Annotated in this window: 16 protein-coding genes and 9 pseudogenes; 11 read left to right on the forward strand and 14 right to left on the reverse strand. The window is 60.8% G+C overall.

Going from position 1 to position 25,575, the window contains the following annotated elements; translation table 11 throughout:
• Positions 1 to 53 precede the first annotated feature (53 nt).
• Positions 54 to 185: pseudogene (locus AB4Y35_RS41000) on the reverse strand (transposase); the annotation flags it as partial.
• A 112-nt stretch (positions 186 to 297) separates the two neighbouring features.
• On the opposite strand from AB4Y35_RS41000, the pseudogene AB4Y35_RS41005 reads away from it, so the two are divergent.
• Positions 298 to 849, forward strand: a pseudogene (locus AB4Y35_RS41005) (transposase); the annotation flags it as partial.
• Between the two features lie 473 nt (positions 850 to 1,322).
• On the opposite strand, the gene gspD reads toward AB4Y35_RS41005, so the two are convergent.
• Positions 1,323 to 3,512, reverse strand: a complete 2,190-nt coding sequence (gene gspD / locus AB4Y35_RS41010; RefSeq protein WP_368692658.1) for a type II secretion system secretin GspD — start codon at positions 3,510 to 3,512, stop codon at positions 1,323 to 1,325.
• An 823-nt stretch (positions 3,513 to 4,335) separates the two neighbouring features.
• Between gspD and AB4Y35_RS41015 the strand changes: the two are divergent.
• Positions 4,336 to 5,465: pseudogene (locus tag AB4Y35_RS41015) on the forward strand (IS3 family transposase).
• A 127-nt stretch (positions 5,466 to 5,592) separates the two neighbouring features.
• On the opposite strand, the pseudogene AB4Y35_RS41020 reads toward AB4Y35_RS41015, so the two are convergent.
• Together AB4Y35_RS41020 and AB4Y35_RS41025 are read right to left on the reverse strand one after the other, a co-directional pair.
• Positions 5,593 to 5,754 (reverse strand): annotated as a pseudogene (locus AB4Y35_RS41020) (nitrogenase-stabilizing/protective protein NifW); the annotation flags it as partial.
• Positions 5,751 to 6,023: pseudogene (locus tag AB4Y35_RS41025) on the reverse strand (IS630 family transposase); the annotation flags it as partial. The pseudogenes AB4Y35_RS41020 and AB4Y35_RS41025, both read right to left, overlap by 4 nt.
• 366 nt (positions 6,024 to 6,389) lie before the next feature.
• On the opposite strand from AB4Y35_RS41025, the gene AB4Y35_RS41030 reads away from it, so the two are divergent.
• From AB4Y35_RS41030 to AB4Y35_RS41045, 4 genes and pseudogenes are all read left to right on the forward strand, one after another.
• Positions 6,390 to 6,656, forward strand: coding sequence for a hypothetical protein (locus AB4Y35_RS41030; protein WP_368708729.1), 267 nt, complete (start codon positions 6,390 to 6,392; stop codon positions 6,654 to 6,656).
• A 447-nt stretch (positions 6,657 to 7,103) separates the two neighbouring features.
• Complete coding sequence (locus AB4Y35_RS41035; protein ID WP_368692656.1) at positions 7,104 to 7,724, forward strand: carbonic anhydrase; 621 nt, start codon at positions 7,104 to 7,106, stop codon at positions 7,722 to 7,724.
• A gap of 100 nt (positions 7,725 to 7,824) precedes the next feature.
• Positions 7,825 to 9,354 (forward strand): SulP family inorganic anion transporter, encoded by a 1,530-nt coding sequence (locus AB4Y35_RS41040; protein WP_368692655.1) that lies wholly within the window; start codon positions 7,825 to 7,827, stop codon positions 9,352 to 9,354.
• A 24-nt stretch (positions 9,355 to 9,378) separates the two neighbouring features.
• Positions 9,379 to 9,546: pseudogene (locus tag AB4Y35_RS41045) on the forward strand (transposase); the annotation flags it as partial.
• A gap of 53 nt (positions 9,547 to 9,599) precedes the next feature.
• Here AB4Y35_RS41045 and AB4Y35_RS41050 read toward each other — a convergent pair.
• The 3 pseudogenes from AB4Y35_RS41050 to AB4Y35_RS41060 form a co-directional block, all read right to left on the reverse strand.
• A pseudogene (locus AB4Y35_RS41050) lies at positions 9,600 to 9,842 on the reverse strand (DDE-type integrase/transposase/recombinase); the annotation flags it as partial.
• A pseudogene (locus AB4Y35_RS41055) lies at positions 9,840 to 10,576 on the reverse strand (DUF4158 domain-containing protein); the annotation flags it as partial. The pseudogenes AB4Y35_RS41055 and AB4Y35_RS41050, both read right to left, overlap by 3 nt.
• Before the next feature lie 76 nt (positions 10,577 to 10,652).
• Positions 10,653 to 10,976: pseudogene (locus AB4Y35_RS41060) on the reverse strand (integrase); the annotation flags it as partial.
• A gap of 527 nt (positions 10,977 to 11,503) precedes the next feature.
• On the opposite strand from AB4Y35_RS41060, the gene AB4Y35_RS41065 reads away from it, so the two are divergent.
• From AB4Y35_RS41065 to AB4Y35_RS41080, 4 genes are read left to right on the forward strand one after another with little or no spacing between them, the layout of a single operon-like run.
• A complete protein-coding gene (locus tag AB4Y35_RS41065; protein WP_368692654.1) occupies positions 11,504 to 12,529 on the forward strand; it encodes a MurR/RpiR family transcriptional regulator in 1,026 nt (341 codons plus the stop codon).
• A 16-nt stretch (positions 12,530 to 12,545) separates the two neighbouring features.
• Positions 12,546 to 13,625: a polyamine ABC transporter substrate-binding protein gene (locus tag AB4Y35_RS41070; protein ID WP_368692653.1), complete on the forward strand. Its 1,080-nt coding sequence runs from the start codon at positions 12,546 to 12,548 to the stop codon at positions 13,623 to 13,625.
• Entirely contained in the window at positions 13,562 to 14,578 is a 1,017-nt protein-coding gene (locus AB4Y35_RS41075) for an ABC transporter ATP-binding protein (RefSeq protein ID WP_368708730.1), read from the forward strand. The genes AB4Y35_RS41070 and AB4Y35_RS41075 overlap by 64 nt, the downstream gene beginning before the upstream one ends.
• 27 nt (positions 14,579 to 14,605) lie before the next feature.
• Entirely contained in the window at positions 14,606 to 15,052 is a 447-nt protein-coding gene (locus AB4Y35_RS41080; protein ID WP_368708731.1) for a hypothetical protein, read from the forward strand.
• On the opposite strand, the gene AB4Y35_RS41085 is transcribed toward AB4Y35_RS41080, so the two are convergent.
• The 7 genes from AB4Y35_RS41085 to AB4Y35_RS41115 all read right to left on the reverse strand — a co-directional run bounded on the left by AB4Y35_RS41085 (position 15,030) and on the right by AB4Y35_RS41115 (position 23,612).
• Positions 15,030 to 16,385: an aspartate aminotransferase family protein gene (locus AB4Y35_RS41085; RefSeq protein ID WP_368692870.1), complete on the reverse strand. Its 1,356-nt coding sequence runs from the start codon at positions 16,383 to 16,385 to the stop codon at positions 15,030 to 15,032. The two genes, AB4Y35_RS41080 and AB4Y35_RS41085, sit on opposite strands and share 23 nt — an antisense overlap.
• On the reverse strand, positions 16,358 to 16,558 hold the full coding sequence (locus AB4Y35_RS41090; RefSeq protein WP_368692869.1) for a hypothetical protein: 201 nt from the start codon (positions 16,556 to 16,558) through the stop codon (positions 16,358 to 16,360). Before AB4Y35_RS41090 ends, AB4Y35_RS41085 begins: the two co-directional genes overlap by 28 nt.
• 30 nt (positions 16,559 to 16,588) lie before the next feature.
• Complete coding sequence (locus AB4Y35_RS41095) at positions 16,589 to 18,430, reverse strand: carbamoyltransferase (RefSeq protein ID WP_368692868.1); 1,842 nt, start codon at positions 18,428 to 18,430, stop codon at positions 16,589 to 16,591.
• Positions 18,431 to 18,478: 48 nt separating this feature from the next.
• A complete protein-coding gene (locus AB4Y35_RS41100; RefSeq protein ID WP_368692867.1) occupies positions 18,479 to 19,171 on the reverse strand; it encodes a LysE family translocator in 693 nt (230 codons plus the stop codon).
• 19 nt (positions 19,172 to 19,190) lie between these two features.
• The gene (locus AB4Y35_RS41105; protein WP_368692866.1) at positions 19,191 to 20,360 is read right to left on the reverse strand and encodes an inosamine-phosphate amidinotransferase 1; all 1,170 of its coding nucleotides are present in this window, start codon (positions 20,358 to 20,360) and stop codon (positions 19,191 to 19,193) included.
• A complete protein-coding gene (locus AB4Y35_RS41110; RefSeq protein ID WP_368692865.1) occupies positions 20,282 to 22,495 on the reverse strand; it encodes an iron-containing redox enzyme family protein in 2,214 nt (737 codons plus the stop codon). The genes AB4Y35_RS41105 and AB4Y35_RS41110 overlap by 79 nt, the downstream gene beginning before the upstream one ends.
• 136 nt (positions 22,496 to 22,631) lie before the next feature.
• The gene (locus AB4Y35_RS41115) at positions 22,632 to 23,612 is read right to left on the reverse strand and encodes a hypothetical protein (protein WP_368696930.1); all 981 of its coding nucleotides are present in this window, start codon (positions 23,610 to 23,612) and stop codon (positions 22,632 to 22,634) included.
• A gap of 642 nt (positions 23,613 to 24,254) precedes the next feature.
• On the opposite strand from AB4Y35_RS41115, the gene AB4Y35_RS41120 reads away from it, so the two are divergent.
• Positions 24,255 to 25,364, forward strand: coding sequence for an IS110 family transposase (locus AB4Y35_RS41120; protein ID WP_368692863.1), 1,110 nt, complete (start codon positions 24,255 to 24,257; stop codon positions 25,362 to 25,364).
• Positions 25,365 to 25,575 lie beyond the last annotated feature (211 nt).

The following is a 25,575-nucleotide window of genomic DNA, read 5'->3' on the forward strand; positions in this document are numbered from 1 at the left end:
CCAGGCGGTGTTATGCACTTTAATGCCCTTTTACCAAGTGCCGCAAAGTGGACGAGCATAAGCGAGGAGAACACGGCGAAGTGGAAGCCAGCCAAGGTTTCGGGCAATCGCTCGCTGTACCTGGCCAGCCGACGCAAGCGGTCGAGCCAGCCAAAGCTGCGTTCGACCACCCGGCGTCGGCCAACGCCACCTTGCCAGGTTGGCCCGTGGCCTGCTGAATCTGACAGGCGAGTTTCCCGACCTGCGCGCGTGTATATATTCGGATATATCGCTTCGATGGATTGCTGCTTACCCATCGATCCCGACTTTGAGACGAAGGCTGCCGATGTGATCGGGCTGTACTTAATCCGCTGTTGCATGCGGTGGTGTTCTGCGTGGACGAGAAGACGGCCATCCAGGCGCTGGATCGCAAGAACCGGATGTTGCCACTCTCGCCCGGGCGCGCCGAGAGCCATGGCTTTGAATAGAAGTGCAACGGCACCCTGAGCCTGTTCGCCGCAGTGAATGTAGCCACCGGTGAGGTGCTGGGTAAAACTGCGCCACGCGATACCGGCACCCAGTTTGTTGCATTCCTCACCGCGGTGGTATCGGTCCAGCCGCGCGGAAAAAAGATTCACGTGATCTGCGACAACGTGAGCAGCCACAAAACCGACGCCGTTCAAACATTTCTGGCTGACCATCCGAAAGTCTCGATACATTGCGCGTGGCGTATTCACCGGCACAAAGGATCTCGATAAAAAGCTCATGCGTTATATACGCCAGTACAACAAGAAGGCGCTCCCGTTGAAATGGAAGTACTCCGATCCATCGCGGCGAATCCGGTGCAATTCATCTGGTTCAATGGACTAGTTGCGCAACAACGCGACGAAATCGCCGCCTATGTTGAGCGGTTGGGTGTTACCACTTCTTTTTGCAACCCTGACCAAAGTTCCGGGAATCGGGGGCAGAACCGCCGCCAGACCCCCACCGAGGTCTTGCACTAACATGAGGTTAGGTAGGTCACGTAGCGACTTACGCTGGCGTCGCATCAGTTACCCGGCGTTCACGCTCATTTATCCGTGGCGAGCACCCGTCCAAGCGCTGCAACAAGGTGCTCGGCGCATTGCTTCTATCGGCCGCCGTGGTGTTTAGACACCTATCTCACGGCCTCTCCGCACGCAAAGTCCAGCACGGCAACGACAGAACCAAGCGCTCATCGCACTGGCGCGGCAACGCTACGACGTTCGGTTCGCCAAACTACGGGACCCTTTACGACCCCGAGTCAGCCCCTAACGCTTGAAGAACTGCATAGGCACCGACATGACAACAAAGCCATCGACCTACTAGCGACGCATCTTGTCGAGATCGAACAGATTCAGGGTTGACCCGCCCTGTCTTGGGCCTACCGGCTTCTGCGGCACCACCGGGTCGTCGTCGTCCTTCATCAAGTTGTTGACCTGCCGATACGCGGCCTGCACACCTTGAATATAGTCGTAGCGGTTTGACGTAATAGCCTGCGCCTTGTCCCGGTCGTCGATGATGACCGGACGCAGGAATATCATCAGATTCGTCTTCCCTCGGCGCTTCTGCTCCGAACGGAACAGCTGGCCGATCAACGGCACGTCGCCGAGCAGCGGCACCTTGCTGTTGCCGTTCGCGTACCTGTCTTGCATCAGGCCGCCGAGCACGATGATCTCGCCATCGTCGGCCAGCACAGTCGACTGCACCGAGCGCTTGATGATCGACACGCCGCCCTGATTGTCCGCCGAGGCCGAATCGACGGACGAGGCTTCGGAATAGATTTGCAGCTTTATGATGCCACCGTCGGTGATCTGCGGCTTCACGTACAACACAATACCGACATCCTGCCGATCGAAGGTGTTGAATGCGGTAACGGACGTCGCGGCATTCGCGGTCGGCGTGGCGTATGAACCCGTCACGAGAGGCACGTTCGAGCCAACGACGATCTTCGCCTCTTCGTTATTGAGTGCGATGAGGTTAGGTGTCGATAGGACGTTGGCATCGCTCGACTCCGACAGCGCCTGCAACAGGCCACCAAGACCGAACACGTCGCCGAAGCGGTGCAACAAGCCGACGTTTAGGCCGTTGTTCAGCAGGTTCGTGCCCTCCTTCGCGAGCGCTGCGGCCGGGTCGTCCGCGATGATGGCTCCCTGCGCGGTCAGGTTCACGATGCCCTGGCTTCCATTAGAATTGAAGTTGGAACTTCCGTAGAGACCGTTGTTTCGACCATTCGACAGCAGCGCACCCTGCCACTGGATGCCGAGATTCGCGTTTGTCGTCGCCGACAGTTCGACGATTAGCGCCTCGATATATATCTGCGCGCGGCGGACGTCAAGCTGATCGATCACGCTGCGCAGATTGCCGTAGACGGCGTCCGACGCGGTAGTGATCAACGAATTGGTCTCCGGATCGGCCTGAATCATCCAGCCGGGCTGATTCTCTTCAATGTCACCGCCTTCCTTTTCGCCAAGAAACGCCGCGTTGTTGCCTTGACTGTCGTTGTTGCCGCCGCCTGCAAGCCGATTGCTTCCCATCGACGAGAATGACGAACCGCCCTGAGAGCCGCCTGGCAGTGGCGGCAAGGCCGGTGTGCCCGTCGACGAGTCCATGTTTCCTTGGTTGAACGAGTTCGCGGCATTACCGCCCCTTCTGGACATCGAATCATGGCCGCCCTTGCCGAGCATGCCGCGCATGCCGCGCAGCGTCTTCGCAAGACGCACGGCATCCGCGCCCCGCAGCTGCACAACGTGGATGTTACCGGGACGCCCAGTTGCCGCATCGAGATGCTTCGCCAGAAACTTTGCCGCCGCGAGGCGCGCTGCGTTCGACGCACGCAGCAATAGCGCATTCGTGCGCGGATCAGCCTGCACCAAGACCTTCAGCGTCGCATCCGCATTTCCGATCGCCCCAGGGTCAAGCATCTTGGTCATCTGGGTCGCAACGTCGATCGAATTCGCGCTCTTCAGTTGTACTACCTGTACCTGCTGGCCGGCCGCAGAATCGACGCCCTCGATGATCTGCGCGATGCGGCGGACATTATCTGCATAGTCGGTGACGACGATCGTATTATTTGATGGATAAGCCGCAACCATATTACTCGGCGAAATGAGCGGACGCAGCACCGGCAGCAGGTTGTTCGCCGATTCGTTCCTAAGGCGGAAGATCTGAGTGACGACCTGATCGCCGTGTGCCGAAGGCGCATTTCCGATGTACGTCGGCACACCCTCCGCTTTCGCATCCGCTTCGGGCACGACCTTCAGCACACCGTGATCCTGCACCAGCGAGAAACCCTGCATTCGCAGCGCAGACTGCAGAGTTTTCAATGCTTTGTCCTCCGAAACAGGGCGCTCAGAGACGAGATTTTGCCGCCCTTCGACGCGCGGGTCCACAATGATCGTCTTCCCTGTCGCCGCGCCGATTGCCTTGGCGACCTGATCAATGCCGGCATCGACGAAATTGAGCGTCACATCTGCCCGAGCGGTATGGGCAGCAATCAATCCAGTCAGCAGCAACGCAGTTGCGCGGCGGGATCATGGCCGCCACATTACGGCGTGGCGACGATGTGCGGAGTCAAGAGGCCTTGGCAGACCATGGAACAGCGCGGCCATCGGCTCCATCATCACGGTGAGGCTGCTGAGCTGCTGAGCCGATTCCGATCACCACCAGTTCGGTGAACTGCGTCGTCACATATGCTGACCGTCGCTACGCAGACCACCCTGACGGGGACTGCTATTGCGAGACCGCCCTGGCACGCTCAGAACCGCTTCGAAGCAGACAGGGCCATCCTTGACAAGGCGCTACCGACAAGAAAGGTGGTAATCCAGCGCGGCCGTCGCATCCGTTCTCCTGCTCGCGAACATAAACGCATCCGAGGCGGCTGAGCACGCTCGTAACGGGCCGCGACAACTCGGCGCAACGCTGGAGTCAACAAATCGACGCTTCGATCAAGTGCAAACCCAGTGGCACCGCAATCAGCGTGGACGGCGTTCGACTCCGCACTCGCACCTAGCCCCGTAGCAACAACGCACGAATCGTAACAGCGCAAGTTCGTTTCGTATAAGCCGCTATTTCTTTTGGATGCATCAAGCTGATTTATGAGTCGCGGTTCCGCCGAAAGCGACCTCACGTTGGCAAGCGCGGCTGAGTTAAACGGGGGTTATGCTCTTTCGAGCAGACCTGATACCCTGGCGGGATGAAAAAAGCAGCCACTACTCAACCGATGTATCGGATGAAGAGTGATACTTCGCCGCTCCGTAGCTAGACTTCGGACAAGGTCGGTAAGTGGAACGGTCGGAGCCTGAGCTGGTCATAGGGACCACCAAGAGGAACCCAAAGATGGCAAAAAGAAGCCGCCGGTCGCATAGCCCGGCATTCAAGGCAAAGGTAGCGCTGGCAGCCCTGATGGGCGACAAGACGCCGGCAGAGCTGGCGCAGCAGTACGACGTTCATCCGAACCAGATTACGGACTGGAAGAAGCAGCTGCAGGAGCGCGTGTCGGAAGTGTTCGAGACGGGCAAGTCGACGACGGGTGAGCCACAAGTGGACGTCAAGGTGCTCCACACCACGCGAAGATCGGCCAGTTGACGCAGGAGAACGATTTTTTAAGCGGAGCGCTCAGCAAGGCGGGGCTGAGCGGAAAGCGATGATCGACCGTGCACACGCACTGCCGATTGCGCAACAGGCGCGACTTGCGGGGATCGCCAGATCAAGCGTCTACTACCAGCCTCAACCGGTCAGCAAGACGGAACTGAAACTAATGCGCCGCATCGACGAGCTGCATCTTGAGTTCCCGTTCGCGGGAGCGCGCATGCTGGCGCGTCTGCTACGGCGTGAAGGCATCAAGGTGGGACGCCGGCACGTCGGCACGCTGATGAAACGCATGGGCGCGAAGCGCTGTACTGCAGGCCGAACACGAGCCGCGACAAGCAGCACAAGATCTGGCCGTATCTGCTGCGAGGAATGACGATCAACCGTGCCAATCAGGTGTGGGCGCTCGACACCAGCTACATCCCGATGGCGCGGGGCTTCATGTATCTGACTGCTCTGGTGGACTGGGCCAGCCGAAAGGTATTGGCACATCGTGTGGCGATCAGGCTGGAAGCGATCCATGCGGTCGAGGCGCTTGAAGAGGCATTCGCGAAATACGGCCAGCCTGAAATCGTCAACACCGACCAGGGCAGCCAGTTCACCGCGACCGCTTCTACAGACGCGGTTCTGGATCGCGGCATCAAACTGTCCATGGACGGCAAGGGAGCCTGGCGAGACAACGTGTTCGTCGAACCTGGCGAAGCGTCAAGTATGAGCAGGTGTACCTGAAGGCATACGAGTCGGTCAGCCACGCCCGGCGCTCTATCGGCGATTACATCAATCTGTACAACCAGAGACGACCTCATTCGAGTCTGGAAGACCGCACGCCGGATGAGGCATACTTCGCGACGCTGCCTGCGATTAAATCGGCAGCATGAACGCCCCGGTGGTTCCACTTAACAATCTTGGGACCCTGTCCGAACAAGCGAAGCCACCTCTGTGCATCAAGGGAGGAGTTGCATCGTGACGACTCATACAAGTACCAATATGATTCGCCCACCGACATCAATTGTTAGGCCGAACCGGCAGGGATTCAAGCAGGCTATCAAGTGAGATATGCCGCTTTCCGTCTGCTTCCTGAAGAACCTTGAACACCTTTTGCTCAGCGGGCGTGGAGATGACAAAGTCGTTGTACGCAATCAGCAGAAGATTTCGATATGCTGTGTAATCAGGCCGAACCAGCGTTCAACCTGATTCAACCAGCTTGAGTAGGTCGGCGTGAAGTGCATGTGGTAGCGCGTATGCCTGGCCAGCCATGCCCCGACCTTCGGATGCTTGTGTGTTGCATAGTTGTCGACGATCAGATGCACATCGAGATCGGCAGGCACTGCCTGGTCCACATGCCTGAGAAACGCCAGGAATTCCTGATGTCGGTGGCGCGACTTACATTGCGCAATGACTTCACCCGTTGCCGTATTGAGCGCGGCGAACAAAGTAGCCCTTTATCGACGCGGACTCATCGCACCGCCACCGCAAGATGCACCGAACTTCGTTGCGCACATCCAATAATCAGAACCAGCCGAGCGCAAATAATGCCACGCGGTAAGCGAGACTACTGAGAAGTAGACCATCAAATTAATTTATGTCTGTGCTTATATTGATCGGCGTAGGTCTGTTTTCTGCATTTTATCAATGAAGCACAGTCGGTATAAGAGATGCGCGCAAATCTATGCGCCTACGGAGCCAACGCATGGTTTCGTTCAAACAAGGGACGGGGTAGCCTAACGTATTTGACGACACAATTGCGACACGATGACTCATCTAGAATAGCCAATAGACTAAATTCTGTTATGTAAACCTTAATGACTGGAATGAAATGCATCGCAATTTTCATCAAGCTCAACACCAGTTGTCGGCGCAAAACACTGCATGTGATCGCCATCATGGAAGAATCTTCTGCCGGGACGATGGCAAATGGCAGTCGGCACGGCGTTAGCGCCGACCAAGTTTTAGCTGGCAAGGAACCTCGCGAAGACACCTGGCCGCTAGCACAAGCTGCTGAGCCAGTCCTGCCGGCATTGGTGTTCTCGGCCGCCATCACGACCTCTCCAGTTGTAACACGCCGTTAGCAAGGGGACGCTGGAGAAGAAACTCCTAGCGTGGGTGATCGGAGAGGACGTTCGAAATACTTGTTCCGACGCTCACGCATACTGCCACGGAACGACCCCGTTCGACCGACTGGCTGAATGGCCAGCGCGTCGCCGTGGTAGATGATGCCAGGGGATATCAAGACCACTCCATCGGATCAGGGCAAGGTGCGGAGAACGTTTCCTGCGCAGTGGCCCGGTCTCCAGCTCCAGAGAGGTCACTGGCCGAATTTCGCTATTTAGGAGCACCCCTCCTAGGGTATCCCGGCGGCGGCCGAGTGCACTGGGTGGGTTGATTGACTGAAGGCCGCGAAGGCCGCGCCACGTATTGGCGTCGTCCGGGTTCATTTTGGAATGACCCATTTTTTTGATAGAAGGCTATTCCGCAAGCATTGATCGAAGCCAACGAACTGATTGGAGTCTCGACTCGTGAATCTTCCAAAACGCATGCTCGTCGCCAATGTCGCGTGGGCCCAGGAAATCGGACGGCGCGAACCAAACTTGTTTCGCGCGCTAGCCATTGGGCAGAAACCGCAAGTGCTCTGGATTGGCTGCTCAGATAGCCGCGTGCCCGTCGAAACCATCACCCACTGCGCGCCGGGGGATCTATTCGTTCATCGCAACATCGCTAACCTTTTTCATCTTGATGACGACAACACCATGAGTGTGCTCGAATATGCGGTGTGTGAGCTGCGGGTCGCGCACATCATTGTCTGTGGGCATTACGGATGTGGGGGCGTGCGCGCCTCGCTACTTCCGCCAGCCGATGCCTTGCCGCACTTCAACCGCCACATCAGGCCGCTTTGCGCACTCGCACACACGCATCACGCGGCGCTCGCTCGCCTGCCATCGGAAGAGGCACGCATCAACCGGCTCGTCGAACTTAATGTACTCGAACAGGTACGCCTGCTGCGCGAGCATCCGCTCGTGCGTGGGCGTGCACCCTCTCCCCTTGTGCACGGCTGGATCTTTTCACTGAACGACGGCCAGATGCGCGAACTCGTGTCGGGCTACGGGCCTGAAACAAGGAAGGCAATCGCCCCCTTCTGACCCGCTCCAGATCGCTCCGCTTACCTCGTTCACCGGAACATGGCAGTCGCACAAGTTTCGCCGTCGCGGTATTCACCCTTTACTATTTTTCGTGTCCGTCATGACTTCGAAAGCTTTCCCGTCTGCGCTTCTACGTGACCTCGCTGCCGGCGCTGTAGTCTTTCTCGTCGCGCTGCCGTTGTGTCTCGGCATTGCAAAAGCCTCCGGCGCAGAGCCGCTATCCGGGCTGGTGTCTGGCATCGTTGGTGGCATCGTCGTCGCCTTGCTCAGCGGATCGTCCCTCAGTGTGAGCGGCCCCGCCGCGGGCCTCGTCGTGATCGTCGTCGACGGCATCGCGCGTCTCGGTAGTTTCTCTGCATTCCTTATTGCATTGCTGCTCTCGGGCGCCATCCAGTTCGGCTTCGGCACGCTTCGAGCCGGGCAGCTCGCCTCGTATGTGCCCACACCCGTCATCAAGGGAATGCTCGCCGCAATCGGCCTGCTGCTGATCATCAAGCAGGTTCCACTCGCAGTCGGTCTGACGTCGGGCGGCAACACCGAATCGTTGGCAGGCGCGCTTGCATCCATCTCGCCCATAATCTGTACTGTAGCCGCCATCTCGCTGGCCATCCTTGCGGCCTGGGACACGCATACGTTGCGACGCTTCGCCCTCGTGCGGTTCGTGCCCGCGCCGCTTGTCGTCGTAGTTGCGGGCGTAAGCGCGACGCTGGTTTGCGGCGCGTTAGGCGCCACGCTCGCGTTGCCACCTGAGCACCGCGTAGCGTTGCCGGCCATCAAATCGTTGGCGGCGCTCCGCGACGCCTTGCATTTCGCTGAGTTCGGGTTGAGCTTCGCGCGCCTTGTGGATCCAGAAATCTGGATCGTCGCCCTGACGCTTGCCGTTGTCGCCAGCCTAGAAACGCTCCTGAGCCTCGAAGCCGTCGAGCAGATCGACCCGCAGCGTCGCGCCGCACCACCGAATCGCGAACTCAAAGCGCAAGGCGTCGGCAATATGGTGGCAGGCGCAATCGGGGGATTGCCCATCACATCCGTCATCGTCCGCAGTTCTGCCAACGTCCACGCCGGCGCGCGAAGCAGGCTCTCCGCAATCGTGCACGGCGTGCTGCTCCTCGTCAGCGTGTTCGCGCTCACGGATGCGATCAACCTGATTCCGCTCGCGAGTCTCGCCGCCATTCTCATTCATACCGGCATCAAGCTCGCCAGACCGTCGCTGTTCATTATGTTCGCGAAACAGGGAGCGGCAGCGTTCACGCCATTTATTGTAACGATTGCCGGGGTGCTCGCCACCGATCTGCTCACCGGAATTGTGCTCGGCGTGCTGTGCAGCGCCGCGCTCGCGTTGTGCGCGAATCTGCATCGGCCTATTGCCCTCGCGCGACACAACGACCATTTCCTGCTCTCGTTTCGCAAGGATGTGTCGTTTCTCGGCAAGGTGGCGCTCAAGGAGATGCTTGCGCATATCCCGGATCGGGCGACTCTCATCGTCGACACAACCCGCGCCGATTTCATCGACCACGACGTGCGCGAACTGCTAGACCGTTTCATTGACGAGGCGCCGCTGCGGTCGATCGCGGTGGAGGTTCGACATGCCGCAACGGTGCTGCCTCCTGCAACGCGCTCAGGCGTTTGACCGCATGCCAACAATGATGTTGGGATCCGTGCTCGGGTTGAGCTCGTGTTTGCCGTTGTCAAGCGCCTGTGGGGCTTCACGAAGGTGCGTTGTCGCGGTCTGGCGAAGAACGCCAATCGCGCCTTCGTCGCGCTGGCATTGACCAACGTCTATCTCTCGCGCAGACGATTGATGGCAAAGGTACGCCTATAGGTTCTGGTGCAAATAGGCAAGCGAGTTGAGAAAGTGCATATAGGTAGGAAAGCTTATCGATCAAACAGGACCGCATTCCATACGGCGGGCGCAGCGGCTTCCTTGAAGCCGAGCTTCGCGAGATCAAACTGCCCCGTGCGAATGCGATGCGTCAACCCGATTCCTGAAATCGTGGTCACGGCGCTCCCGAATCGCTTGAACCCAGGCATCACGTTCGTTCTGGACTTGATGTGGCGATGGTCTTGCTCGATCACGTTGTTCAGATATTTTGAGGACCGGACCTTCGTGTCTTCAGGCACCGAGAGCATGTCGGGCGCCGGCGGCAAGCCGTCTGCCTGCGCGGTCATGGTCTGGATGTGCTTGAGAAAGCTCGCCACCTCGCGCGGGCCCGGGCGTTTCGGCTCGCGCTTGAGCTCGTCCCACGGCGTGCGGCCCGTCCGCGCTTTGAAAAGGTCGTCGAGCCGCGTTCGCAGCGGCTCGTCCAGCGATTCGGTGAACGCCTGGTAGATCGCCTCATTGAGTTGGCTGCGGGCGTGGCTGGCGGTGCGCGAGAGCGTCGCCAGCGGCGGCAGTTCGTAGCTGTGCCGCACGAGCTCCTCGAGCAGGACGTTGATGATGTCGGGTAGCTCGGCCTTGGTGCGCGCGGCGCCGGCGGCCAGGGTCGCGAGCCACTCGTGGGTCGAAGCGTCCAGGGGACGAATGCGGGCGTACTCGCGCAGGATCTTCTGGTGCCGCGACTTGCTGCCGGAGCGGTCGTAGCGCGCGAGCGTCGTGCGCGGCACTGGACGGGCGCCGAGCGCAGCGCAGACGTGATCGATGATCGCCGGCGGCACATCCGACACGGGCGGCATATACCCGAGGCGCTGCAACAGCTTCAGCTGCGCGAGGATCAGTACGCGGGCCGGCGCCTGCCGAAACTGGCCACCCACGAAGCGGATCTCGGCCCGCTGGGCGTGTAGACCTTGCGCAGCTCGTCGTCATCTACCTCGGCTGGCAGCACCGGGTACGCAGTCTCATGCACAGTGCTCATGCGGGCAGCCTGAGGCGGGGATCCGAAACGCGAATCCTACGACAAATTCAGCGCAGACAGTGCCGTCAGCTCAGACCTAGGTGGATTGGCGAGAGCGCTTTGCGGTGCGTGGCGGCAGTGGCGCGGTCCGCGTCGCGACCTGCCCTTGCAGGAGGCCAACCTGCTGGACGAGCGCGTCGCGCTCACGGCGCAGTTCACGCACTTCCTCCATCACGCTTGCGAGTTGCTTCTCGTGCCGCTCGGCCTAGCGTCGCTGCTCAGCGGCGTCGGCCGCCTGACGCTGGACGTCGCCCACAAGCTGCTCGTTGCGCTGCTGGGTCTTGGCGAGCGAGGCTTCCGCGCGGCGCTGCGCATCGCGCGCTTCCTCGGTCTGCATCATGACGCGTTTTTGCACGCCCTCGGCCAATTTCAGCCCTTCAGGAGTGGTCAGCCGACGTCCGTTGATAGTCAGCAATCAGCCGTTAAAAGGCGCCTCTGCCAATTGCAAACCGGGAAGGTATTGCGGTGGCGCGCTGCACGGTCTCCGGGCTGATGAAGTTGCAGGTTTGCGCCGCCTGTGCGCGGCAGGCGGCGTCGCGCGACGATCCCCGATCCGGCGCGCCGTGCCCGCTGGACCGGTTCAATCGGCAGTCTGATCGGACCGCCGGATCGCTGCGGACAAGCTCTTCCACATTCGTCATTGAGTTCTACGTGCCATGAATTTCGCGCTTCGATACGCGCGTCTGGCAGGCCCACATGCAGGTCTTTGGCGTGCCGAAGGTGGGCAACAAATGATGTGTAGCAACATCGGGCGCGCGGACCGGGCTGACGGAACGACGCGAGCGGTCGGCACATTGGAGAAATCCCAAGACTCCGTTTTTTGATGGCTTGACATCAGTTGTCGCAATGACTACATTAGGAATCAGTAATGTAACGGTTGCGACATAAATGCACAATCAGACGGCAGCAGCGGCGTTTCCCGATGCGATTCGGCTCCGTTTCGACTCGCTGACACGCGCGCAGCAGGCTTTGGCGAGTTATATCGTCGATCACGTCGAGCAGGCGGCGTTTATGACTGCGCGGCAGCTCGGCGATGCGGTCGGACAGAGCGACGCGGCAGTCGTCCGGTTTGCACGGGCAATTGGCTATCCGGGATTTCCGCAAATGCGCAGCGCGCTGCGCGAAGGCCTGCTTGAGCGAGTCGGTGCAGGCGGGATGCGAGCCGCCGCCGATCGGCCGGCTGCTGGCGAAGAGCTAAAAAACGAGGTGTTTTCGTCCGATGCCGCCTTGCTCGATGCGACCGCACGGTTGAATCCGGTACCGCTCGGCGAGCGCGTCGCCGACCGACTGATCGCCGCACGACGCATCTGGGTGACCGCGCACGGCACCACGTATCCACTTGCGCTGCTACTGTCGATGCAACTGAACCAGATCCTGGGCACCTGCGAAACACTGACCGTTGGCCACGGCGACATCGCAGACCGCATTCGTCAGGTGGGCGAACAGGACGTGGTGATCGGCATCGGCTATGCGCGCTATCTGCCGTACACGATCGAGCTGATGAAGATCGCGCGTCAGTACGGCGCGTATATTGTCGCGATCACCGACAAACCGTCGTCGCCTCTCGCACAGATCGCTGCCGAGAGCTTTCTGGTTGGACGCGAGGGAACGCTGTTCAGCTGGTGGTCGCAGGCTGGAACGTTGGGCCTTGTCAATTGGCTCGTCGCGCTGACGGCGACCCGCAACGGCGAGAATGCCACCGCGATGCTTCAACGCTCAGACGACGCATGGCGGCTGCTGTCACATTGGAACGCTGGCGGCAGCAACGGCGACGCTCCGTCGCTCGCTGATCAGCTGAACGGCCGCCTCAATTTCGGCCGCTCGCAGGGCGAAGCTGCTGCTTCACAAGCAGAAAACCTTGCATCACCCACATCGGGAAACAAGCAAGCCTCAAGACGGCGCAAAGCGCGCTAATCAACCCGGAGCAGACATGACCTTCAGCACCAGCCGCCGCCGTTTTCTAGTCAACACTGCCGGCATCGCCGCCGTCGGAGCGTTGCCGCTTGTCGCGCCCTCCATGGCGCATGCGTCCGACGCGGGCAAGGTCGTCGTGCGCGGCTTGGGAGGCGCCTACCAGGACGTGATGGCGGCGGCGGTGCACAAGCCGTTCACGGCCGCGACCGGCATCGAGGTGGTAGTGCAGCCGGCCACCGCCGCACAAATTCGTGCGATGGTGCAGGCTGGCCGCGTATCGATCGACGTGTGCGATCTGGTCGACATCGCGCAGGTCGCGCTGGATAAGATCGGCGCCCTTGCCCCGATTGAGTACACGAAGATGAGGTACACGCACGCAGATGACATTCAGCCTGTCATCCGCAAGCAGAACTACGTGGGCAGCCTGTTCTTCTCGACGGTGATGGTCTACAACACCGAGGTTTACAGGAACGGTGCGCATCCGAAATCGTGGGCCGAATTCTGGGACGCCAAGAAATTTCCCGGCTCGCGCACCCTGGCTGATCAGCAATCGGGTTCGGCGGAACTCGAATTCGCGCTGCTCGCCGACGGCGTGCCGATGGACAAGCTCTATCCGCTCGACGTGCCGCGCGCGCTGAAGGTGCTGTCGCGCATCAAGCCGCAGATCGCGACGTGGTGGACCACGGGCGCCTCGTCCGCGCAACTGATGGAGCGCAAGGACGCCGTGCTGGGGGGCTTATGGAACGGCCGGGCACAGGATCTGATCGACAAGGGCGCGCCGCTCGCCATCGAATGGAACCAGGCGAAGCGTCAGACCCAGGCACTGTCGATCATCAAGAACGCGCCGAACGCCGCGAACGCGCAGAAGTTCGTCGACTTCGCGTTGCAGCCTTCGGTGCAAGCGGAGATCGCCCGTCACCTCGCGTACGGCCCGACCAACCAGAAAGCGCTCGCGCTGCTCAAACCGGAAGAACTGACGCGCTTGCCGAGTTCGAAGGAGCATTTCGTCGAGTCGTTCCAGCAGGATCCGCAGTGGTGGTCGGACAACCTCGCATCGGTGGGTCAACAATGGCAATCGTGGGTTTTGCAAGGATGAGCACGAGCGGAAAACCGACAGGCGGCGCAAGTCTCGAACTGCGCGGCATCACCAAGACGTATGGCCACGCCGCAGCTGTGCGCAACCTGGACCTGAAGATCGAGGCGGGCGAATTCGTTACGCTGCTCGGCGCGAGCGGCTCGGGGAAGACCACCTCGCTGATGATGCTGGCGGGTTTCGTCGAACCAACGTCCGGCCAGGTACTGATTGGTGGCGATACCGTGACAGCGCTGGCGCCCGCTCAGCGTAATCTCGGCGTCGTGTTCCAGAACTATGCGCTATTTCCGCATCTGACGGTGGCGCAGAATCTTGCCTTTCCGCTGCAGATGCGGCGTGTCGGCAAGCAGCAGATTGCCGCGAAGGTGACGCAGCTGCTCGACACCGTGCAACTCGCCGACAAGGGGCAGCGCTATCCGCGCGAGCTGTCGGGCGGCCAGCAGCAGCGCGTCGCGCTGGCGCGCGCGTTGATCTTCGACCCACGCGCGTTGCTGCTCGACGAGCCGCTCGGCGCGCTCGACAAGAATCTGCGCGAGCACATGCAGCATGAGATTAAAGCCTTACATACGTCGCTTGGTACGACGATGGTGCTGGTCACGCACGACCAGGAAGAGGCGCTGACGCTGTCGGACCGGATCGCCGTGATGCACGACGGCGCGATCGCGCAAATCGGCTCGCCAGCGGATCTTTACGAGCGGCCGATGACGCGCTGGGTCGCCGAATTCGTGGGGCAGTCGAACCTCCTTGACGGCGTGATCGAGTCAATCGATGCAGGCCGCGCGACGCTGCGTCTGCCAAACGGCACCGCGCTTGGTGGTGCGTGTGCGCCGTCACTGGGGTATTCGTACCTTTCGTGCAATTTCTGGCGCTTGCGTCCTCTGACGCCCCACACGACGGGGCTTTACTGGCAAGTCAGCGAGGCAGGACAAGAAGGAATTCAAGGCGCTGATTTATAACGATTTTTTCCGCAGGACCGCCAGAAATTGCACGAAAGGCACGAATACCCCTACTACTGGGAGGACGATCCAGCATGGCAGGGCTGGCGCAAGCTCGTCGAGCACGCACTCACAGCATGGGACTGGGCGGAGAGCTTCGCCGCGCTGAACCTCGTCGCGCGCCCGGCGGTGGAAGAAACAGTCTTGCGAAGCCTCGGAGTGGCTGCGCGGCACAACGGCGATACGCTGCTCGGCCTCATCACCGATGCGCAGTTGATCGATGCACAGCGCCATCGGCGATGGGCCGCCGAACTCGTTCGCATGGCGCTTGAGGAGCAAAACAACCGCGCGGTGCTGACGGCTTGGGTGAGCAAGTGGGAATCGCTCGCCGACAAAGCTATCGCGGCGTGGTGCGTTGCGCTCCCCGACTCACCGGACGCCAGTGCGCACGCGAAAGCGGCCACGCGCGAGTTCAGGGGCTCCGTCGGTATATGAGTGTCGGCACGAGCCGGCCCATGCATGCCCGCACGATGTCCTCGAAACGTTCGGCCATTTCGTCGATTTCACACGCCGACGAGATGAAAGGCGGCGCGAACAGCACATGGTTGCCCTCCACGCCGTCAGCGGTACCCGAGCCCGGATAGATCAACAGGCCGTGCTGGAGCGCTTCCCGCTTGAGCCGCGCAGCGAACGTCGCGCCGCCAGTATACGGTGCCTTTGAATCGCGGTCCTCGACGAACTCCACGCCGACAAACAGCCCCCGGCCCCGCACGTCCCCGACGATTTCGACATTTGCGAATCGCTCCTTCAGCCGTGCGCGCAACTGATGCCCGCGCACGACGACTGCGTCGAGCAGATGATCGTCTTCTATTGTGCGCTGCACTTCGAGCGCGACGGCGCACGCGAACGGGTGATTTACGTGCGTTTGCCCATTGCCGAGCACGCCCGTGCCCTGTGCCATCGCATCGTGCACGGCGGCCGACATCAGTACCGCGGCGATCGGCTGATAGCCGGCCGCGAGACCCTTGCCAATTGCCACGAGATCAGGAACGACGCCATCCTCGAGATAGGCGTACACTAAACCGGTCCGCCCCATGCCGGCCATCACCTCGTCGAGCAGCAGAAGCACGTCATGACGTTCGCAGACTTCACGGATCTTCTTCAGGTAGCCCGGCACAGGAGGCACCGCGCCGTTGGTTGACCCGACTACCGTCTCGGCGACGAACGCCGCGACGTTCTCCGCGCCAAGCGTGCGAATCTTGTCGTCGAGCTCCTGTGCGAGGCGGCCCGCGTACTGCTCATCACTCTCACCCGCGCGCCGGTGCCGGTAGGCATAGCACGGCGACACAAACTCGGCGCGCGGCAGCAGCGGCTCGAACACCGAGCGGCGCTGTGGATTGCCGGAGATCGCGAGCGTCCCCAACGTGCTGCCATGATAGCCTTGTCGGCGCGCGATGAAGATCGATTTCGACGGCTTGCCGCGCTCGCACTGATACTGATAGGCGATCTTCATCGCGAGTTCCATCACCTCTGAGCCACCTGACAGGAACTGCGCCTTCGCGAGCCCATTCGACGCCGCGACCAGCCGCTCGGCCAACTCCTCCGCCGCGGGCGTAGTGAAGCTGCCCGCATGCGTCCACGCAATCTTGCGCGCCTCGCGCTCCATCGCCGCGACGATGCGCGGATGCGCATGGCCGAGGCTCGAGACGGCAACGCCTCCGCACGTATCCAGATAGCGCCTGCCCGAAGCGTCCTCGATCCAGACACCCGAGCCCCTCACTGCGACGATCGGGGATGAGTTCAGATTTTTGTATACGAGCGCCGACATGGCATTTTTTCCCAGTTTTCATTGGATGGGTCAAGACGGTAGCAGCGATCCCATGATGTGGGCGCGCGATGAAAGCTCGGGCTGAAACGCGAAGAATTGCCGATCCGACGCAACCAGCCTACAGGTACGAGCACCAGCATGTGCAGCGAATAGAACAGCACTCTGAGCAGCATCGCCTTCTCCTTTCGAGTTTCGACACTGGCTCAGTCGAGCGGAATCTCGACGCGCCAGTCGGTCGCTTCCTGAAACGCTGGCTGCTCGGTTCGCACGAGTACATGCGAACCGAGCACGAGCACGTCCATCTCCGTGCGCATGAAGCACGCGTATGCTTCTTCTGGCTTGCAGACTATCGGCTCGCCGCGTACGTTGAACGACGTGTTAACGAGCACCGAGCAGCCCGTTCTGCGCTTGAATGCGAGCAACAGCTTCGTGAACGGGGCGTTGTTTTGCGTGCTCACGGTCTGGATGCGCGCGGACAGATCGACGTGCGTGATCGCGGGCAATGTCGACCGCACGTCGTTGATGCTGCCGAGGCCGCGGCGATAATCGCCGGGGCCGCGTGTGACATCGGTCTTGATCGCATCGGCGATCTGAGACACGATCAGCATATAGGGGCTCTCTTCGCGCGAGTCGAAGTAGCGTGTCACATCCTCGAGAAGTACGGCGGGCGCGAAGGGCCGGAACGACTCGCGGTATTTGATCTTAAGGTTCATTTTGCGTTGCATTTCGGGATCGCGCGGATCGCCGAGGATCGAACGCGCACCAAGTGCCCGCGGACCGAATTCCATTCGACCCTGAAACCAGCCAACCACGGTCCCGTTGGCGATATGCGTCGCCACCTCGTCATAGAGGGCATCGCCCTCAAACGACTTGTAGCAGTACCGGTTTGCGTCCAGGAACGCAGCGATCTCATCATCGCTGAAGCTTGGTCCAAGCAGCGCGCCGCGCATCGCGTCTGAACCGCTCGCGGCGAGATGCGGGCGACCGTCGAGTCCGACCGCGAGGTCCATCGCAGCGCCCAGCGCGCAGCCCGCGTCGCCGGCTGCTGGCTGGACCCAGATCGAATCGAATTCGCCGGAACGGCTCAACACACCATTTACGACGCAGTTGAGCGCGACACCGCCCGCGAGGCACAGATTCCGCTCGCCGGTCTGCTCGACGGCAGATCTGGCGAGACCGAGCACGAGCTCCTCGGTCACCTTTTGTACCGACGCGGCCAGATCACATTCGCGCTGCGAGATCGGACTTTCCGGCTTGCGGGATGGGCCGCCGAAAAGCCGCTCGAATCGCTCGCCGATCATCCGGTCGCCCTTCAGGTACTCGAAATAACGCATATTTAGCGTAAACGAGCCGTCCGGCCGGATGTGAATCAGCTCGTCGCGAATCTTCTGGGCGTAGACCGGCTTGCCGTACGGCGCGAGCCCCATCAGCTTGTACTCACCCGAATCGACCTTGAACCCGCAGTAATACGTGAATGCCGAATAGAATAATCCGACGGAGTGCGGATACGAGATTGAGTTGCAGAGCTCAAGCGACGTGCCCGACCCGCGCCACACGGTCGTCGAATGCCATTCGCCGATTCCGTCGATACAGAGCACGGCGCTCCGCTCATACGGCGAGGGAAAGAACGCCGCCGCCGCGTGCGAACGATGGTGCCGACAAGCGACGACCTTCGGCGCGCAACCGCAGCCGAGCTGGGCGATTTCCTTGTCGACGTGTTCGAGCACGCGGCGCTTCCAGCGCAACCATTCCGGCATGGTGCGTGAAAACGCGGCTGCGCCGCCGATGCCGGCGCTCGCAAACGACGACATGACGCGTGAGAATTTTTCCTTCGGGTCTTCGTAGTAGACGATCGCGGCGAGATCGTCTAGCTGGATGCCCGCTTCGCCAAGGCAATAGCGAATGCCGTTCGCCGGAAATCCGCTATCGTGGCGAATCCTTGTGAAACGTTCTTCCTGCACCGCCGCGATAGGTACGCCATCACTGATTAGAGCGGCCGCGCTGTCGTGATAAAACGCCGAGATGCCCAGAATATGGTTGGCCATGCGAGAAGGACCGTCCGTAGATCGATTTCAAAAAACGAGGGGTGCGCGTCAGTACGACGGCCTTGTGAGCTGCGCTCGCGGTGTCTCGGCGCGCCCGTCAGCAGGCTGCTGCGACAGATGTGCGAACGCGTCGCTTCGCCCTTTCTTGACGAGTCCGGCGAGAGCCGGTACAAGCGACGCAACAAGCACCACGCTCATCGCAATGTTGAATGCGCGCAAGGCATGCGGTTTCGTCAAGAAGCGACGTAGGAACGTCCCGAAGAGCACCCATACCATCGAGCACGGCGAGCCGAATGCAAAAAACAGTAGCGCGATCGCGAGTACGTCCAACCTGTACGAGTCCGATGTCGACGCATAAGTGAGCACCGCGCCGACCGCCATTACCCACGCTTTTGGATTGATCCACTGGAACAATGCTGCCGACAGAAAGCCTAGAGGCGATGCCGCCTTCGCATCGAAGTTCACCGTCGGCGACGTCGCAATCCGGTATGCGAGGTACAGCATGTAGACGGCGCCGGCGAACTGCAATACGTCGTGCAACGCCGGGAAGCGGCGGAAGACGGCCCCCGCCCCGAGCCCGACCGCAGTCAGCATAAGCGGAAAGCCGACATTGATCCCCGCGACGTGGCGCATTGTGCGCGCCGCGCCGAAGTTGACACCGGATGACATCAGCATCACATTGTTTGGCCCCGGCGTCACACAGGTCGAAATTACGAATAGGATGATCGACAGATAGTCCATTGCCGCTCCTCGTGGGCGCTCAGCGATAGTCTTCGAGTTGGCCGCGGCGGCGGACGTCGACCGACACGCAATGGAACCCACCGCTCAAGCTGCGCGCATGCCGCATTGGCAGCGGCGCAACGTCGATGCGGTGCTTTTCCAACGCACGGATCAGCTCGATCTGCCGGTCATTGACCACGGCAAGCGACGGGTTGACCATGATGAAGTTCATTCCCTGCCAGATCGATGCGCGTGGATACGACCAGCAGTAGCCGGTATCAACCATCCCCGGGCACCAGACTACTTCCCAGTTGCGGAAAATCGCTGGCACCTGCGCGCGCGAAATCCGCTCGGGACTTAGGACAACGAGTCCCGGGCGCACGAGCGTAATCGTAGTGTCGATATGCGTGCCGTCGTAGACTCCCTCGATCGGATGCACGCGATAACCCTCCCCGAGCGTACGTTGCAGCCATTCGTACCCGAGCCGGTTGCCGCTGCGCGAGACAAGGTAGAGAATGTCGCGCCCCATCCGGATCACGTTTGCCGCATCGAAGATCGGTTCGTCATTGGCAAGGATCTCGCCGTCGGTGGGCTTGACGCGATACGCGCTGTCGGGCAAGCGAGGCTTAGGCGCCGAGATCCATTTGGCGCCGCTGGCGAAGTAGTCGAGCAGGTGCGAGTGATAGGCATGCGATTCGAAGTAGCGACTTCGCAGCGTCATCGGCGCTTCGATGATCAGGTCGCCTATAGGTAGCAGCACATCGCGCGGGCAATAGTTGTATTCGCCGTCAGTCTGCCAGCCCGGTGCGCCGAACGCCGCCGTATGATCGACCGGCTCGGGACGCCTGACCGTCACGCCTTGGCTGCGCAGGAACAGCGCGAACCTGTCGAGGTCTTCGTTCGCCTCGGCGATCACATGCGCCGGATACGGTCCGGACGGAATCTGGTCAGCGCGCTCATGATGGTCGGCGTAATCGAGTGCGAAGAGTCCCGGATCGGCGCGCGGCACTTGCGCGCCGTCCGCGATCCCGACAATCATCTCTTCGAGCGGATCCCATTCGTTATGTACGTTGACGAGCGACATCGTTTCTCCATGCTTGGTTGAATTGAAATCGAAATCCCGTGCGGCGCTCAGGCGGACGCCGCGACCGGAGTGTGCTGATTGAGCAAGAGTGGCGCGCTGTCGGCTTCGGTCGCGATACGCATCCAAGGCCGCAGCCCCAACGCGCCGAGCAGCCGTTCGCCGCGGCTCGGCAACGGCGCAAGCGATTCGTAGCCGACGCGGATCCTTTCCCAGCTCGCACGCGCCGCGCCCGTCTCAATCGAAGCGGCCTGTCGCATGTACACGTCGATGGCGTCGACAGCCCACGCCGAATGACCAGCCGACACGTTGTCGATCGAGTTGTGAATGTCGACGAAGTCAGTGCTGAAGCCGTAGTGTCGGAGAAAGCGCCGTGCGGAGCGATAGCTGCCGCCGACGCCGGAAAGTTCCATCGCGAGGTTCATTCCGAGGATTTCCGGCATAAATCTGCGCGGCAGCTTGCCGAGACAGAGCCAGTAAACTGGCAACCGGAACGACTCGTCCCGCAAGCGAGGATCGTATGCGAACGCACGCGTGCCCGTCGGCGGTAGCTCAATACCCATTTCGCGCAGGCCGTCGCGGAAGATCCTCGGATGGTTCAGTTGATAGCAGCCGTTGCCGAGTTCGTCCCAGTACGTTTGAAACAACGCGAAGCCGACCTGCGACGCGGCGAGGCGCCAGTCGCTGAAGCCCTGTAGCCACGAGCCGTCGATCAGCGTAAGTGGCGCAAGCTGCAATGTGGAGTCGACCACCGCTTCGCGCGACGGCATGTCCTCAGGGTCGCTCCGCACGAACTCGAGTCCTTGCAGGTCGTGCTGATCGAGCAGCCATTCGCGCAGCGCGCCGACGCGCCAAGCGCGCGGCAAGCCGCGTTGCGAACGATTCAGGGAGCGCCTCGCGCGGGCGATCCAGCGGTTGGCATAGTCGATCGCAAGCCGCTGCATGCGAGGCGCCATCGCGCGGCCCTGCAGTGCGAAGTAGAGGTCGCGCAAATTCGAGGGCGCGAGGCTGCGCGCGATGTCGTCGACGCAGGGAGCGATAGCCGGGGTACAGGGGCCGGCGCCTGCGAGGGCCGGCTGTGCGTCGCGCACGGCTTCAGGCGACCCAAGCCGCGACTCGGGCAAACAGTTGATCCAGCGCCTGATGATCGCGAGGTCGTCGTCGCTGAACACACGAAACATTCGGCCGCTCGGACCAATCAGTGTTGTGACGAGAAGGCTGCGGTCGGCAAACCCTGGCACGACAAGTCGGCTTCTCGCGAGCGCATCAACGAGCGGTAGCGGATTATGCATCGCTTCCTCGAACCACTCGGCCAAGGCGCGGCCCTCGAGCCGGTACTCGTGATGATAGACGGCGCCTTCGCGCGCCCTCGCCCGCATTAGCTGGGCCATCGCCGCGCGCGGCGACACTGCACGTCCCGCGGCCTCGATCACGACGTCGTCCCACTCGCGCAGTGCAACGCCCGCCCATGCGATCGCGCGCTCAATGCGCTGGCGCCACTTCTCGCTTCGCGCGACGAACCGTTCGACGACCCATTGCGAGATCGGCTGCGCCGCTGTCTCGTCCGTGAGACCGACGAACGTGCGCAGATCTAGCCCATGTGAATCGAATAGGACCCCCGGCGCATCGCGCAGCGCAGTCCAGCAAGGGGCCAGCCCCATCGCGCGAAATGCGAGATCGATGCCGGCGAGCTCTGGCCCGAACGCGTCGCTTCGACGGCTCATCGCAAGCAGGAGAGCTGGCAATCGAAACGCCTCGTCGCGAATCGCCGGCAGTGTCGACAACTCGAAGGGCTCAAGCGCGAAGCGCGAGTGGCCGGCTTGCCGCAGCAACGCCTTAAAGTGGTCGTAGCGCGACGCCTCCGGTAGGCCGACACCGACGTCGCCTGCAAAGAGCGCCATCATGCGTAGATGCACTTCGTCCTCAAACACGCCGGGCGCGCTCATTCCCTGGAGCCAGCAGCCGAGCGACGAGGCGAGCGGCGCCGACTGAACGAGCAGCGTGCCGACGAACACTCCGATACCGGCCGTGCGCCGAGCCTCGTCGTAAATCCGCAGATAGTCGGCGTGCCGCGTAGTGCTCCATGCGCCGATATTCCCGGCGAGAGAACGCCAATCCGCCCCGCTCGGCGCATCGGACAATCCGTCAAACTTCGTTAGCGCAACGATGCCGTCGCTATCCAGAAACGACTCTGGATCCATCGCCTGTCGATAAATCTCTCGCCACATATTTGTCCCTTGAGGGTGTAACGATCCGGACGGCAACCCGAGAGCCGCCTTTCTTTCCGCGGGGACCGCTCAAGCGGTTAAAACATCGGATAGATCGACGAATCGGCCTTCTTCTTTTTCTTGTAGAACCAATGAGCCAACAAACGTTTGATGAGACGCATGACTCCTCCTTTCAAATGGCATCAAGAATGAGCTTCGAAACGAACTCATGCCCCCGATCCGTAAAGTGGATACGATCGACAAAGAGCCATTGATCGGGCTGAAGCGTTTCCGAAATGATTGGCGTGATGTTGACGAATTTTACGTCGAGCTTTTTCGCACCTTCTTCGAGCTTCGCCGCGTAGGCGGCGCAGACATCGCGATGCAGGATATCGCCGTAGGCGTCGCTAAAGCGGCCAACACGATCAAGCTCCGCGAAGAGAGCCTCCTCCTGTGGGCAACCCTTCGCACGCACCCAGCCCGCCAGCGGCTGAAGGATGAAGGTGAGCTTCGCGCCGAGATCTGCCGCGATCGCGCGCCACACGTCGAGGTGGCGCAGCGTCAGGTCCGCCGCGAAATCGATCTGGTCGACCATCGGAGGCGGCGGCTCGGCATCGCGGGCGCGGTCGAAGAGCGGCCACCCCTTGCGCTTGCCAGCCACAGGCTCGGAACTGAACGCGTCGAAGAACTGACCGCAGTTGAAAAACGCTCCGTGCTCGAGACGGTTGCGGGCGGGCTGCCGTGCGAGCCCGAGGTTATTGAACCCAGAGAACAGCACGATCTCCTCGATTTTCGGCAACAAGTGCCGATAGAGCGTGAGAAGGATCACCTCCTGCGCTGAGTTGAAGCTGCGCCCGCCAAAGTTGAGCCACGGCGCGGCGCGCTGATCGTTCTCAGAGAGCCGCGACGACAACGTCCAACGATCGGCGCTCGCGCCGATGCCGAACACCGTCGAGCTGCCGGCAAGCAAGCGGGCCGAGTGCATGCCCGCGTGATCGGAAACCGAAGAGCGGATGCCGCCGCGATCGGAGTAACGAAATCCGCTACAGTCCGTATTGACCACTGAGGAACGGTAATTGACCGGATGGAAGTACATCATGTACGGCAACCACCGCACCTCGCCTGCGTCGGTGAATTTCCTCTCGTAGCCCGCCATTTGCGGCGTCAGTTCCAATCTTGCACTCATTAACGCTCCCTCAGGTTATACACAGGCAGGCGATCAATGGACTATCAATAAAATTGCAACCCGCACAAAAAACTCTTTATGGATAACGTAATACATCGATATTAAATACTACGGATTCTGAATGGCGCAAATGTCACTCGCGGCACCAGCGTGCACTACCCCTCAGCATAGCGGCCAACAGCCCGCCGCAAAACACTCTCTTTTTTCTGCTCATAGATAATTCTTACCGCAAAAAGGTTACTAGGCCTCCACCTTCACTGGCTCCAATACTGCCTGCGTTTTCCGCAAATCACTGGTACGGGCAACACTGACTGAGTCCGAATGATGCCATGCGGGCGGGTGGAACGACCAGAATAACGACATCAAATGTATTGATGTTAATGGCCCGCTAGGTTGATGGAGAGCGCGGTAGAATATTCGCAATGAAAAAGACAGTATTGCTTCTTCAAGGTGATTGGTTGCCTGCCATCTTCATCAACTGATCGATTCGCTGGTCCGACGAAAAAATGCGATAAATAATAACTATGTCTAGTCTAGACATCATGTATGGACCTGCCGCACCTCAAGGTACGCGGATTAAGCTTGAGGTCGGTTACTCCGCGGCTCAGAGCCGCATTGAGGGGGCAGGTCATGAACAAGTTTAGCAAGTACGTGGGCCTGGATGTACATCAGGAAACGATCGCCGTGGCGGTCGCCGACACGGCCGGCGAGCTGCGGTATACGGGCGAGGTCGTGAACACGCCCGAGGCCATCGCGAAACTGGTAACACAGATCAAACGCGGCACGGGAAGGTTGTCGTTCTGCTACGAAGCCGGCCCCTGCGGCCACACAATTTGCCGACAGCTGCTTCAGCTCAAGCAGGACTGTCAGGTCGTGGCGCCGTCGCTGATTCCGAAGAAGCCGGGCGAACGTGTGAAGACCGACCGGCGCGATGCCCTAAGCCTGGCGCGCCTGCACCGAGCCGGCGAGTTGAGCCCCGTGTGGATTCCGGACGAGGCACAGGAGGCGCTGCGCGATCTGACCCGTGCGCGGGAGGACATGAAGCATCTGCAACGCCAGGCCAAGCAACGGCTGCTGTCGTTTCTGTCGCGCCATGGCCATCGCTACGCGGGCCGCTCGAGGTGGACGCAAGCGCACTGGCGCTGGCTGGAGGGCATCAAGTTCGCCCGGCCGGAGCAACAGATTGTGCTGCAGGAATATATCGACACGGTGCAGGCCTGTGGCAGCCGTGTGGCCAGTCTCGAGCGCGAAGTCGAGACAGCCGCGCACGCCAGCCCGGTTTGGCCAGTGATCGAGGCGTTGATGGCGCTGCGCGGCATCTGTTTGCTTGCGGCTGTGACGGTGGTCGCGGAACTCGGCGATCTCGCACGCTTCGCTGGCGCGCCCGAACTGATGGCCTATCTGGGTCTGGTGCCAAGCGAACACTCCAGCGGCAAGCGCGAACGCCGTGGCGCCATCACCAAGACGGGCAACAGCCATGTGCGACGCGTGCTGGTTGAAGCAGCGTGGACCTACCGTCATCCCGCACGAAAGACCGCAATCCTGCAGCGGCGCGCAGAGCGTACACCGCCGGAGGTCCAGGAGATCGCATGGTCGGCGCAAAAGCGGCTGTGTCAGCGCTTTCGAAACCTGATGGCACGCGGCAAGCTCAAGAACCAGGTCTGTACCGCCATTGCGCGCGAACTCGTAGGCTTTATCTGGGCTATCGGGCAACACGTCGCCCCCCTCAGTTGGGCTTAGCCAGCATGAGAGGTTAGTTGGGCACGCAACAGGATGTTTGGGCCAGGACCAGGCAATGGTGGGAGAACCCTCGTGGCAACACTAGTCCAGTGAACCAATGAAATTGCACTGATCTAATAGTGCATGGGCAAAATGAATCTGAGTGAAACCGAGCGCGAAGACCTGATGTCGATGCAGCGCAGCCGCACAATGGCCGTTGGCGAGGTGAGGC

The sequence above is a fragment of the Paraburkholderia sp. EG286A genome, from assembly GCF_040965375.1.
Taxonomy (GTDB): Bacteria; Pseudomonadota; Gammaproteobacteria; order Burkholderiales; family Burkholderiaceae; genus Paraburkholderia.